The organism is Sphingomonas sp. BL-S-30 (assembly GCF_055521475.1).
On sequence record NZ_CM145481.1, the window covers coordinates 4,396,346 to 4,409,405 of the forward strand.

Here is a 13,060-nt window from a genome sequence, read left to right on the forward strand (position 1 = left end):
TTCCATCTCTTTGCATTTCGCGCCCGCGCTGGCCCCGAACGGGCCGAAGCCTGGCGGCGGCCGCATGGCGGCCATTCCCATCATGCCGGATCACGGCCTGTCGCGAGCTTCGGCCCGTTGATGCCGAAGGCAACAGAAAGAAGGACGGCAAACGTCCGGAACAACAATGGAGCGCGTCGTATGCGTGTTTGTGGCTGGATGACTGGTGCGGCGCTGATGGCGGGGGCGCTGACCGCGGCGCCGGCCATGGCAAAGACCGTGGCGCTCTCGCATTTCACGCTGATCGACGGCACCGGCCGCGCGCCGGTCAGGAATGCCGCGATGATCATCACCAACGGCAAGATCAGCTGGGTCGGCCCGGCGGCGAAGCTCAGGGCGCCCAAGGGCGTCAAGGTCAGGGACCTGACCGGCAAGTTCGTCATGCCCGGCATCATCGACAGCCATGTCCATCTCGGGCTGGTCGACGGCATCACCCAGGACCTGAAATATTACACCCGCGAAAGCGTCGAGCGGCAGTTGAAGCTCTATGCGGCGTACGGCGTCACCTCGGTCCAGGTGCTCGGCACCGACAAGGACGAGATCCACGACATCGTCCGCGATATCCGCGCTGATCCGGCGGGCCGGGCGCGGGTATGGACTGCTGGGCGCGGCGTGGTGTTCAAGGGCAGCTATGGCGGCGTCGTCGGGCTTCCGGCGCAGGTCGCGACGCCTGCCGAGGCCGTCGCGATGGTCGATCGCGAGGTAGCCAAGGGCGCCGATTTCATCAAGCTATGGGTCGATGACGAGTTCGGCACGATCGCCGAGCGTATGCCGGCCGATATCAGCACGGCGGTGATCGCCGAGGCGCACAAGGACGGCAAGAAAGCCGTCGCCCATGTCTTCTATTACGACAATGCCAGGGAGCTGACTCGCGAGGGCGTCAACGGCTTTGCGCATTCGGTCCGCGACCGCGCGGTCGATGCGCCGTTGCTGTCGGCGATGAAGGCGAAGGGCGTTTGGCAGATCGCGGCGACGCTCAGCCGCGAAGCCAGCTTCACCTATGACCTGCTGCCCTTTGTCGACGATCCCTTCTTCTCGCGCGGCGTGACCCCACAGGTGATCGCCGATCTCAAGAACCCCGAGCGGCGCACGCGCCTGTCCTCCTCGCCGACCTTCCCGAAATATCCGGCGGTCCTGAAATACGCGATGGAGAATTTCGGGCGCGAGGCGAAGGCGGGTATCCCCTACGGCATGGGCACCGACAGCGGCCCTTCGGCACGCTTCCCCGGCTATTTCGCGCATTGGGAGCTCGAGCTGATGGTCAAGTCGGGCATCACGCCGCTCCAGGCGCTGACCGCCGCGACCGGCAGCAACGCGAAGTTCATGGGCGCGACCAATGTCGGCACCATCGCGCCGGCCAAGGCGGCCGACCTGCTGGTGCTCGACAAGGATCCGACCGTCGACATCCGCAACACTCGGGCGATCGACAGCGTTTATCTCGCCGGCGAGCAGGTCCCGACGATCTGGCAGACCTGCACCGGTCGTGCCGCCGACGCCTGCGCCGGCCGCCCTAAATGAGCGATACCGCCCCAGGCGTGCGGGCCGCGCGGCCCACGCTCGTCCGGCACAAGGTGCTGTGGCTGACGGTGCTTGCCTATCTGATCACCTATATGGACCGCGTGGTCATTTCGACCGCGGCGCCGTCGATCCAGAAGGAATTCGGCTTTCACGACGTGACGATGGGCTGGATCTTCGGCGCCTTCTCCATCTCCTATGCCCTGTTCCAGATTCCGGGGGGCTGGCTCGGCGACAAGTTCGGGCCGCGCCGCGCGCTGACCGGCGTGGTGCTCTGGTGGTCGACCTTCACCGCCGCCACCGCACTGACCTGGTCGTCCGGCTCGATGATCGTCACGCGTTTCCTGTTCGGCATGGGCGAGGCCGGCGCTTTCCCCATCGCCACCCGCTCGCTCTCGCGCTGGATGCTCCCGGCCGAGCGCGGCTGGGCGCAGGGCCTGACTCATGCCGGCGCGCGGCTCGGTGGCGCAGTGACACCGGTGTTCGTCGCGCTGCTGATCGTCGATTTCGGCTGGCGCATGCCGTTCCTCGCCTTCGCGGCGGTCGGCGTCGCCTGGGCGCTCTTCTGGTTCTGGTTCTACCGCGACAGCCCGCGCGAGCATGCGTCCGTGAACGACGCCGAGCGCGTGATGATCGAGGAAGCGCTCGGCGAAGGCCGGACCAAGGCAAGCGTGCCCTGGGCCAGGCTGCTCGCACGGCCGCAGCTCTGGCTGCTGTCGGCGATGTATTTCTGCTACGCTTATTGCATCAACATCTTCCTGACCTGGTTCCCCAAATATCTGCATGACGCGCGCGGTTACGACATCGCGCTGATGGGCCTGTTCGCCAGCCTGCCGCTGATGGCGGGCGTGGTCGGCGATCTTGCCGGGGGCTGGTTCTCGGACCATCTGGTGAAGCGCGGGCGCGGCCTGTTGTTCGCGCGGCGCTGGGTGTCGGTGGTCGGCTTCGCGATCGCCGCCGTCATGATCCCGCTCGCCACCGCGTCGGACAATCACATTATCAGCATCGCCTGTTTCTGCCTCGCGCTGTTCGGCCTCGAACTGACCGTCGGCGTGTCCTGGGCCGTCACGCTCGATATCGGCGGCGAGTTCGCCGGATCGGTGTCGGCGGTGATGAACACGATCGGCAATCTCGGCGCTTTTGTCGCAGCGACGCTGACCGGCTATATCGTCTCGGCGAGCGGCTGGGGCGCCGCGTTCGGCGTACTGGCCGGCCTGTGCGTGGCGGCCGCCCTGCTGATGTTCACGATCGACGCGTCGCGCCCGCTCATCCCCGAACCCGCGCATGAGTGACGGGCATATGGGCATCCGGGGGCGCGGCGACGGCAAGGACAAATATTTCGGTACAAGGGCTGCAGCCCTGTCCGCTGGAGGTTCGGAATGAAGTATCTTGTGGGTCTGACAACGTTTGTCATGATGGCGGGTGCGGCGGCCGCGATCTCGGCCGCGCCGCCGGGAGATGCCGTGAACGGTGCCGTGATCTTCAAGAAATGCGCGTCGTGCCACAGCGTCGATCCGACGGGCGCGAGCGGCCTCGGCCCCAATCTGCGCGGCGTGGCCGGGCGCAAGGCGGCCATGGTCGCCGGCTTCAACTATTCGCCGGCGATGAAGGCGTCGGGGCTGGTCTGGAACGACCAGAACCTCGCCCGCTTCCTCGCCGGGCCCCGCCAGGCGGTCCCGGGCACCAAGATGATCTTTATCGGCCTCCCCAAGCCGCAGGATCAGGCGGATGTGATCGCCTATCTCAAGCAGAACAGCGCGAAGAAATAACCTGATGCGTATCCTTTCACTCTCTCGTTCGGCAGGCATAAAATGAATATTTTTGGCGCCATGCGTCTCCCCCGCTCGGTCCTGTTCGGCGTCGGTCAGCGCCGCGCCATCGGCAAGGTGACCGCCCAGCTCGGCACACGCGCGCTGATCTGCACGGATGCGCGTCTCGGTGCCGATCCGATGTTCGAGACGATGCTCGCCGACCTGGCGGAAGCAGGGGTCGAGACTCATGTCTATGACCAGACTCAGCCCGATCTGCCGGTCGAATCCATCCTCGAATGCGTCGAGCAGGTTCGCGGCTTCACCGCCGATGTGGTGCTCGGCATCGGCGGCGGCAGCTGCATGGATCTGGCCAAGGTGGTCACCGTGCTGCTCGCGCATGGCGGCGCGATCAGTGACTATTATGGTGAGTTCAAGGTGCCCGGCCCGGTCCTGCCGCTGGTCGCCGTGCCGACGACCTCGGGCACCGGCTCCGAGGTGACGCCCGTCGCCGTGGTGTCCGACGACGCACTCGGCGCAAAGGTCGGCATCGCCAGCCCCTATCTGATCCCGATGGCCGCGATCTGCGACCCGGAGCTCACCGTCACCTGCCCCAGGGGGCTGACCGCCTGTTCCGGCTCCGACGCGATGACTCACGCGGTCGAGGCCTATACCGCGCTCTCCCGGCCGATCGATGCGATGCTGACTCAGGAACATGTCTTTGTCGGCAAGAACGCGCTGTCCGATCATTTCGCCAAGCTTGCGGTGAAATGCGTGTGGGACAGCCTCAAGGCGGGATATGACGATGGCGGCAACATGGTCGCGCGCGAGCAGCTGATGCTCGGCTCGCTCGCCGCCGGCTGCGCCTTCGGCGTGGCGGGCACGGCGGCGGCGCATGCGCTGCAATATCCGGTCGGAAACCTGACTCACACCGCGCATGGCGACGGCGTCGCGGCGCTCCTGCCCTATGTCATGCAGTTCAACCGTCCGGCCGCCGTTCCGGCCTTTGCCGAGCTCGCCCGTGTCGTCGGGCTGGGCTCGCCGGACGATGATGAGGACGTGCTGTCGCAGCTCTTCATCGACGGGATCGCCGACTTGTTCGCTTCGGTCGGCATCCCCACCTCGCTCAAGCAGCTCGGCCTGGCCGAAGACATGCAGGAATATGTGGCGGAGAATGGCCTGAAGGCGCAACGCCTCGTCAAGAACAACCCCCGTCCCCTGGATCTCGACGCGATGCGCAGCATCACCGGCGCCGCTTATGCGGGCGACCGCTCGATGCTCATGGATCGCGTGAATCTGAACCTCCAAAAGGCAGAATGATGGAATCCCTCAACAGTTACGCAGCCCCCGCAGCCGGCGAGCATGAAGCGCCGTTCGACATCCCGACCGATCTGCTGATCGGCGCTTCCTGGGTCGAGGGCCGTGCCCGCGCCCGCATCGAGGTGGTCAATCCGTCGACCGGCGGCGTGCTGACCGCCATCGCCGACGGCACGGTCGAGGACGGCATCGCCTGTGTCGACGCCGCCGAGGCGTCCGCCGCCGCCTGGGCCGCCACCGCGCCCCGTGCGCGCGCCACGATCCTGATGGCGTGCTGGGAAAAGATGATGGCGAACGCCGAATGGCTCGCCCAGCTGATCAGCCTGGAGAACGGCAAGTCGCTGCCCGACGCGCGCGGCGAGGTCGGCTATGCCGCCGAGTTCTTCCGCTGGTATGCCGAGGAAGCCGTGCGCATCAACGGCGAGCTGGCGATCTCGCCGGCCGGCAACAACCGCATCCTGGTCCAGTATCAGCCGATCGGTATCTCGCTGCTGATCACGCCGTGGAATTTCCCGGCGGCGATGGCGACGCGCAAGATCGCGCCGGCGCTGGCGGCGGGCTGCACCGTCATCCTGAAGCCGGCGGCGGAGACGCCGCTGACCGCGCTTGCCGTCGCGCAGATCATGCTCGAGGCCGGCGTTCCGGCGGGCGTCGTCAACGTCATCAACACCAGCGACGCGCCGGGCGTGTGCCGCGCGATGCTGCACGATCCGCGCGTACGCAAGCTCAGCTTCACCGGATCGACCGAGGTCGGCCGCATCCTGCTGCGCGAATGCGCCGATCAGGTGCTCAGCGCCTCGATGGAACTGGGCGGCAATGCCCCGTTCCTGGTGCTCGACGATGCCGATCTCGACGCGGCGATCGAAGGTGCGATGGTCGCCAAGATGCGCAACGCCGGCGAGGCGTGCACCGCAGCGAACCGCTTCTATGTCCAGCGCGGCATCTACGAGGCGTTCACGACCAAGCTGGTCGAGAAGATGGGCGCGCTGAAGGTCGGGCCGGGCTATGAATCGGCGACCGAATGCGGCGCGATGATCAACCAGGAAGCGATCGACAAGATCGAGATGCTGGTCGAGGACGCCAAGGCCAAGGGCGCGCGTGTCCTGATCGGGGGCGAGACCCCGGATGGTGACGGCTTCTTCTACCCGCCGACGGTCATCGCCGACATCCATCCGGACTCCGAGATCCTGACGACCGAGGTGTTCGGGCCGGTCGCGCCGATCACCGTGTTCGACGATGTCGAGGACGCCATCCGCCTGGCGAATGCCACCGAGTTCGGCCTGGCCGCCTATGTCTTCACCGGCGACCTGAAAAAGGGCCTCGCCATTTCGGAGCGGATCGAGGCCGGCATGGTCGCGCTCAACCGCGGCCTGGTGTCGGACGCGGCGGCGCCGTTCGGCGGCGTGAAGCAGAGCGGCCTGGGCCGCGAGGGCTCGCACCACGGCCTGCACGAATATACCGAAGCGAAATATATCGCCGTCAGCTGGTAACGGCTTGGCGGATCGCAAGACGGCCGCTTCCGGAAGGAGGCGGCCGTTTTTGTTGGTAGGTAACGCTTAGGCCCAAACGTCACCCCGGACTTGTTCCGGCATCCATCGTCCCGCGAACGCAACGGCTGCGGTGTCTGCGGAACGATGGATGCCGGAACAAGTCCGGGGTGACGGTAATGAGTGGGTTTAAGGCGCGGTCTGAACCGCCGTAACGCTCAATCGCCCGTCCAGATCGGGGTCTTTTTGGTCTTCGCCAGGAAGTCGTGCACGCCGCGGCGGAAGTCGTTGCTGCCATAGACGTTGGCGATCAGGTCCTGGATGTCGGGAAGGTTGTCGAAGGTCATCCGGCGGATCGCTTCCTTGGTCGTCCGCGTGGTCAGCGGCGCGTTTTCCGCCGCGCGCTGGACAAGCGCCTCGACCGCGGCGTCGAGCTCCTCGGGTTCCACCATCTTGTAGAGGAAGCCGCTGTTTAGCAGTTCCTGAGCAGTAATCATCTCGCCGAGCAGGACCATGCGCTTGGCGATCTGGATGCCCACGGCGCCGCCGACGCGGGCATAGCTGCTGCTCGACAGGCAATTGCCGATGGTGCGGCCGATCGGCGAGCCGAACTTCGCATTGGGCGTCGCGATCCGGAAGTCGCAGGCGGAGGAGATGTTGATGCCGCCGCCGACGGCCCAGCCCTCGACGATCGCGATCGTCGTGGCGGGGATCTTGTCGATCGAGCGCATGAAGATGTCGATCTCGTTTTCGTAATCGACGCCGTCCTGGCCCTTGTCGAAATGCGCGAAGCTGGAGATGTCGGTGCCCGAGATGAAGGCCTTGCCGCCAGTGCCGCGGAACGTGACGACGCGCACTGTCGGATCATTGGCGAGCTGCACGCAGATATCGTGCAGGTCGACCCACATCTGGTGAGTCAGCGCATTGTGCGCGGGGACGTTGTCGAACCGGACGCGGGCGATCGCGCCGTCCCGCTCGAGGATGGTCTGGCCGCTCATTCCGCCGCCTCCGCCCGGGGCGCCGCCGGCAGCAGGCCGCGTTCGCGCAGCTCGCGGCGGATCTCCTCGCCATGCTCGTTGATCAGTGGCGGCGGCAGGCGGACTTCCTGCGGCGTGCCCATCATCTTCACCGGGAAGCCGAGCGATTTGAACGTCCCCTCGACCGGGTGCGCCACATCCATCACCATGTTGCGCGCAACGGCCTGCTCGCTCGCCATCGCCTGCTCGTAATCGAGGATCGGCGCGGCGGGCACGCCGGCGCCGAGCAGCGCGTCGATCCATTCCTGGCTGGTGCGTGTCAGGAAGGTCGGGGCCAGCTCCGAGATCAGCTCGATCCGGTTGGCGACGCGCGCGGCGTTGGTCGAATATTCCGGCACGTCCTGCAATTCCTCGCGGCCGAGGATCTTGAGGAAGGTCAGCCACAGGCCCTGATTGGCCGCGCCGATGACGAACCAGCCGTCATTGGCCAGCACGGCCTGATACGGGCCCGACATGCGGTTGGCGGAGCCGATCGGGGTCGGCGACTTGCCGGTGCCCCACAGCTCGGTCGTCTCCCAGATCGACAGCCCCATCGCGGCCTCGAGCAGCGAGGCGTCGATATATTGGCCGACGCCCGATTTTTCGCGGCCGATCACCGCGCTCAGGATCGCATAGACCGAGAACAGCCCCGCGCCGAGATCGGCCACGGCGATGGAATTCTTGGCCGGTTCCATGCCGGGAAAGCCATTCGAGCTGAGCACGCCCGACATCGCCTGGGCGATCAGGTCGAAGCCGGGGCGCTGCGCCCAGGGGCCGGTCTGGCCGAAGCCCGAGATGCTGGCATAGATCAGCCGCGGGTTGATCGCGCTGAGCGTGTCATAGCCCATGCCGAGCCGGGCGGCGACGCCCGGCCGGGCATTCTCGACCACGACATCGGCGGTCTTGACCAGGGCATAGAGCACGTCGCGATCGGCCTCGTTCTTCAGGTCGAGCGTGATGCTGCGCTTGTTGCGGTTGAGTGCGAGGAAGCCGGGGCTGTCCTCCCCCTTCAGCCGGAAACCCATTGAATGACGCGTCGAATCGCCCGTTTTGGGCGGCTCGATCTTGATCACGTCGGCGCCCATGTCGCCCAGCAGCATGCAGCAGAACGGGCCTGCCATGACCTGGGTGATATCGAGCACCCGGATGCCGGAAAGCGGCAGCGTCGTCATTCAATGTCTTCCTTCATTCTCGCCGCCCGCCGACGGCACTATAGTGATGATTGCCCGTCGGCGAAAAGTCAGGCGGCAACCGCCTCGAGATGGGGCGCGGCCGGCCGCTCGGCAACGATCAGCCGGTCAGGCCGCACGAAACACCAGGCGATCGCCCCGACCACCGCGAGCGCGGCGGCCGTGCCAAAGGCCGCGATCCAACCATATTCCGCCGCGATCCACGGCGTCAGCGATGCCGTGATCGCGCCGCCGATCTGGCAACCCATGTTCATGAAGCCCGAGACGACCCCGGTATAGGGCCCGGCGATATCGGCGGTGACCGACCAGAACGAGCTTTGCGACAGATAGAGCGCGCCTGCGCCGCCCGCCAGGATCACCACGGCCAGGCCGGTGCTGGTCACCTGCGATCCCGCGGCCAGGAAACCAGCGGTCAGGATGAAGGCGACCACAGCCAGGCCGCTGCGGCCCCAGAACAGGCCATATTTCCTGGCGATCCGGTCGTTCGCGACGCCGCCGCTCAGGCAGCAGATGGTCATCGCGATGAACGGCATCGAACTGTACAGCGCGCTCGTCTTCAGATCGACATGGCGCACCTCGGCCAGGTAGATGAAGAACCAGCTGAAGAAGAGCCAGGCGACATAGCCGAAGCAGAAATAGCTGATGAACAGGCCCCAGACGTTACGATCGGTCAGGATCGTGCCCCAGGGCGTGGCGGGCGTCGGAGCGGTCGACAGGGCGGGCAGGCCCGCCCGGATATGGGCGAGCTCGGATGCGGAGACGGCCGGGTGATCTTCCGGCTTGTCGCGCGCGAGCGCATACCAGATGGCACCGACGATGATGCCGATCAGCGCGCAGACATAGAAGGACAGGCGCCAGCCGCCGAACACGATGAGCGCGGTGATCAGCGGCGGGGTCAGGCCGGAACCCGCGCCGACGCCGGCGAAGATCAGTCCATTGGCCTTGCCGCGCTCCTGGATCGGGATCCAGCGCGACAGGAGCTGGTTGCCCGCCGGATAGATCACCGCTTCACCCGCCCCGAGCAGGAACCGGACGATGATCAGCTGCAATACGGTGCTGCCGAAGGCGGGAGAGACCAAAGCGGTCGCGGCGGAGAAGAGACCCCACCAGATGACGCCATAAGTAAGGGCTTTGCGCGGCCCGATCCTGACTGCGAGCCAACCGGCCGGAACCTGGAAGGCGGCATAGCCGATGAGGAAGGCACTGAAGACCCAGCCCAGGTGAATCTGGTCGATTCCATATTCCTGACGCATCTGCACGCCCGCGACCGAGATGTTGGTCCGGTCGAGGAACGCGACTGCGCTCAGCATAAAAAGCAGGAAAATCAATAAGACCCGCACTCGCGAGCGCCTCGCTTCCGTCATCATGGTCTATCCCCTCGCTAATCCGCGCCCTGTCGCCAAATGGCTCCGGATCATATTGTATATGATATTGCACCCTGCTAGCATCCGTCGAAACAAAGAACAACGTCTGAGCCGGCCCCGCAAGGAGCCGGCGGAGACGCCGAGGGGAGATCTGGATTGAGGAAGCATTATCTGGCGTGCGCGATCGTCGCGCCGATGCTCATTGTCGCTGCCGCCCATGGGCAGTCCGCTGCTCCGGCCCCATCCGCCAAACCGCTGGCGCAGCGCATCGGGCACACTGATCCGACCAAGTTCCGTCACAGCGAAGGCGTTCATGCCGGCGCCGGATCCATGGAGTTCGGCCAGATCTTCGGCGCCGATGCGCTCAGCACCAATCTGATCTTCGTCCATCGCGGGGTGATCGCGCCGAAAAGCGGCATCGGCGAGCATTTCCACAATGGTTGCGAGGAAATGTTCGTCATTCTGGACGGCGAGGCGCAGTTCACGATCAACGGCCATACCTCACTCATCAAGGGCCCCGCCGCGGTGCCCGACCGCATGGGTCAGGCGCACGGCATCTACAATCCCACTGACAAGCCTGTGCAATGGGTCAATATCAATGTTGGGCTGACCAAGACCTATGACGCGTTCAACCTGAACGATCCGCGCACCAATGTGACGCTCGACCCGATCCCGCAGTTCATCTCGGCGCGCTTCGATCCGGCCCAGCTCCGCGCGGTCGCGGGCATGGATGGCGGCACCGGCACGGTGCAGTATCGCCGCGCGTTCGAGCCGAGCGTGTTCTCGACTCCCTGGTCCTATGTCGATCATCTCCGCATCCCGACGGGCGCCTCGGTCGGTGCCCGGACCATGGCGGAAATGAGCGAGGTCTATCTGGTCATCTCGGGCGACGGCGAAGCAACCGTGGGATCCGAGACAGCGGCTATTCACACCGGGGATGTCATCCCCGTCGACCTGGGCCAGTCCCGGTCGATTCGATCAACAGGAGCGGCTCCCCTCGACATGATGGTGATCGGTGTAGCGAAGGACCTCGCGTCCAAGGCGTCGTACATGGCCGCGCAGGCCGCTCGTCCGAGGACCGCCCGTTGAGGATCGCGCTGCTGCTCGCGGGCGCCGCGACGATCGCCGCGTCCGCCGCCACCAACCTCAACGCCGCTCCCGCCGGCAAGGATTGGCCAAGCTATGGCAATGACCAGGGGGCGTCGCGCTATTCGCCGCTGACGCAGATCACGCCGCAGAATGTCGACAAGCTTCAGGTCGCCTGGACCTACAACATGAAGCCGTCGAATTTCGTCGTGCCTGCCTTCCCGGTAAACCCCGAGGCACCGGCCAACACGCCGCCACCGCCACGACCGCGCTTCTCCTCGTCGCAGGCGACGCCGATCGTGATGAACGGCGTGATGTATTTCCCCTCGCCCTACGGCAAGGTCGTCGCGCTCGATGCCGATACCGGCAAGGAGCTCTGGGCCTACCAGATGCCCGAACGCGACCAGGCCTCGACGCGCGGCGTCCAATATTGGCCCGGCTCGGGCAAGGCCAGGCCGGAGATCGTGTTCGGCACCCGCTCGGGCCGGCTGATCGCGCTCGACGCCGCCACCGGCGTGCCGGTGCCCGGCTTCGGCGAGAACGGCGTGGTCAACATGAAGACGCCGGAGATCACCAACGGCAATCCGAACACGCAGTTCGGCATGTCGGGTCCGCCGGCAATCTATGGTGATCTGATCATCACTGGGTCGCGCGTGCAGGAAACCCCCTCGCTCGGTGCGCGCGGCGATGTGCGTGCCTGGGACGCGCGGTCCGGAAAGCTGGTCTGGACCTTCCACACGGTGCCGCAGCCCGGCGAGAAGAACTTCGGCAGCTGGGAAGGCGATAGCTGGAAGAACCGGTCGGGCAACAATGTCTGGACGCAGATCGTCGTCGATGAAAAGCGCGGCATCGCCTATCTGCCGATCGCCGCGCCCAGCTTCGATCGCTGGGGCGGGGACCGCAAGGGCGACAATCTCTACGGCAATTCGATCGTCGCGGTGGATGCCAATAACGGCAAATATCTCTGGCATTTCCAGGTCGTGCATCATGACATCTGGGACGTCGACCTGCCCGCCGCGACCTTGATGGACGTGAAGAAGAACGGCCGGACCATCCCGGCGATCGCCGTGATGAGCAAGATGGCGATCATGTTCATCCTCGACCGCGTCACCGGCAAGCCGATCTACGACGTAAAGGAAGTGCCGGTTCCGACCGACACCGACATCCCGGGCGAAGTCCCGTCACCGACTCAGCCGATGCCATCGACGCCGCCGCCACTGACTCGCCTGTCGTTCGACATGTCGGAAATGGCGGCGATGACACCCGACGTGAAGCAGCGCTGCCAGAAAGTGGTCGACGATTACAAGATCGTCTCGAGCAAGATGTTCCAGCCGTTCCGGGCGGACTCGGCTGTCGCCTTTTTCCCCGGCAGTCTGGGCGGCATCGATTATGGAGGGGGCGCGTTCGATCCGAAACAGGGGCTCTACATCACCAATGTCAACTCGCTGGCCAGCCCGCAACAGCTCGCCAAGCAGGCGGACGGTTCCTGGGGCCTCGCGCGCGGCTATGTCTATTTCTGGGATCGCGAGACGCGCACGCCGTGCGGCCCGCCGCCCTGGGGCGAGATGGTCGCGGTCAACGTCAACAGCGGCAAGATCGCGTGGCGCGTGCCGCTCGGCACGACCGACACCCTGCCGGAGGGCATGCGCGACACCGGCCGGCTGAGCTCGGGGGCGCCGATCGTCACCGCGACCGGCCTCGCCTTTTTCGGCGGCACCGATGAGAACAAGATGCGCGCCTTCGATACCCGCACCGGCAAGGTGCTGTGGACCGCGACCTTGCCCGCGGCGATCTATGGCTCGGCGATCAGCTATGCCGGCAAGAGCGGCCGCCAATATGTCGCGGCGGTCGATACCGGCGGGTTCAACGGCTCGCCGGTATCGAGCGATGCAGTGCTGGCCTTCGCGCTGCCGAAGTAGGTTTGTAACTGGAGTATCGGGTCGAGATGTCTGCACGGAAGATAACGTTGAGTGTGATGGGCCTGGCCTTTGCGGTCGTGGCGACTCGTGGACTGGAGGCGCAGAGCGCGCCGCCGGCGCCGGCGGCGGCGAGCACCGCCCCCACGCCGCCGCCCGGCCCGGCGCTGGTCGTGATCAACGAACGCTGCAGCACCTGCCATTCGACCGCGAGCGTGTTCAACCAGCGCCGCAGCGCCGATGACTGGGCAGCGACGGTGCAGCTGATGGTCGATCGCGGCGCCGATCTCACGCCCGACGATATGACCATGGTGATCGGTTATCTCGCGACGAATTTCGGCCCCGAACCGACCAAGCCCGCCGCGAAGTGAGACTTGCGGCC

Annotated in this window: 11 protein-coding genes; 8 read left to right on the forward strand and 3 right to left on the reverse strand. The window is 65.8% G+C overall.

Annotated features, from left to right (window positions below; all coding sequences use genetic code 11):
• Positions 1-180 precede the first annotated feature (180 nt).
• The 5 genes from ACZ1I5_RS20530 (at position 181) to ACZ1I5_RS20550 (ending at position 6,109) form a co-directional block, all read left to right on the forward strand.
• The gene (locus ACZ1I5_RS20530) at positions 181-1,557 is read left to right on the forward strand and encodes an amidohydrolase family protein (protein WP_465171087.1); all 1,377 of its coding nucleotides are present in this window, start codon (positions 181-183) and stop codon (positions 1,555-1,557) included.
• Positions 1,554-2,846, forward strand: a complete 1,293-nt coding sequence (locus ACZ1I5_RS20535; protein WP_465171088.1) for an MFS transporter — start codon at positions 1,554-1,556, stop codon at positions 2,844-2,846. Before ACZ1I5_RS20530 ends, ACZ1I5_RS20535 begins: the two co-directional genes overlap by 4 nt.
• A gap of 87 nt (positions 2,847-2,933) precedes the next feature.
• A complete protein-coding gene (locus ACZ1I5_RS20540; protein ID WP_465171089.1) occupies positions 2,934-3,323 on the forward strand; it encodes a c-type cytochrome in 390 nt (129 codons plus the stop codon).
• A 60-nt stretch (positions 3,324-3,383) separates the two neighbouring features.
• Entirely contained in the window at positions 3,384-4,622 is a 1,239-nt protein-coding gene (locus ACZ1I5_RS20545) for an iron-containing alcohol dehydrogenase (RefSeq protein ID WP_465171090.1), read from the forward strand.
• Positions 4,619-6,109 carry an NAD-dependent succinate-semialdehyde dehydrogenase gene (locus tag ACZ1I5_RS20550; RefSeq protein ID WP_465171091.1) on the forward strand — a complete coding sequence of 497 codons (1,491 nt, stop codon included), beginning with the start codon at positions 4,619-4,621 and terminating at the stop codon, positions 6,107-6,109. Before ACZ1I5_RS20545 ends, ACZ1I5_RS20550 begins: the two co-directional genes overlap by 4 nt.
• A gap of 215 nt (positions 6,110-6,324) precedes the next feature.
• On the opposite strand, the gene ACZ1I5_RS20555 is transcribed toward ACZ1I5_RS20550, so the two are convergent.
• The 3 genes from ACZ1I5_RS20555 to ACZ1I5_RS20565 form a co-directional block, all read right to left on the reverse strand.
• Positions 6,325-7,104, reverse strand: a complete 780-nt coding sequence (locus tag ACZ1I5_RS20555; RefSeq protein WP_465171092.1) for an enoyl-CoA hydratase — start codon at positions 7,102-7,104, stop codon at positions 6,325-6,327.
• Positions 7,101-8,294, reverse strand: coding sequence for a CaiB/BaiF CoA transferase family protein (locus tag ACZ1I5_RS20560; protein ID WP_465171093.1), 1,194 nt, complete (start codon positions 8,292-8,294; stop codon positions 7,101-7,103). The genes ACZ1I5_RS20555 and ACZ1I5_RS20560 overlap by 4 nt, the downstream gene beginning before the upstream one ends.
• Positions 8,295-8,362: 68 nt before the next feature.
• Positions 8,363-9,622, reverse strand: a complete 1,260-nt coding sequence (locus tag ACZ1I5_RS20565; RefSeq protein WP_465171094.1) for an MFS transporter — start codon at positions 9,620-9,622, stop codon at positions 8,363-8,365.
• A gap of 210 nt (positions 9,623-9,832) precedes the next feature.
• On the opposite strand from ACZ1I5_RS20565, the gene ACZ1I5_RS20570 reads away from it, so the two are divergent.
• From ACZ1I5_RS20570 to ACZ1I5_RS20580, 3 genes are read left to right on the forward strand one after another with little or no spacing between them, the layout of a single operon-like run.
• On the forward strand, positions 9,833-10,765 hold the full coding sequence (locus tag ACZ1I5_RS20570; RefSeq protein WP_465171095.1) for a cupin domain-containing protein: 933 nt from the start codon (positions 9,833-9,835) through the stop codon (positions 10,763-10,765).
• Entirely contained in the window at positions 10,762-12,681 is a 1,920-nt protein-coding gene (locus tag ACZ1I5_RS20575; RefSeq protein WP_465171096.1) for an outer membrane protein assembly factor BamB family protein, read from the forward strand. The genes ACZ1I5_RS20570 and ACZ1I5_RS20575 overlap by 4 nt, the downstream gene beginning before the upstream one ends.
• 47 nt (positions 12,682-12,728) lie before the next feature.
• Complete coding sequence (locus ACZ1I5_RS20580; RefSeq protein ID WP_465171097.1) at positions 12,729-13,049, forward strand: c-type cytochrome; 321 nt, start codon at positions 12,729-12,731, stop codon at positions 13,047-13,049.
• The last annotated feature ends 11 nt before the right edge of the window (positions 13,050-13,060 follow it).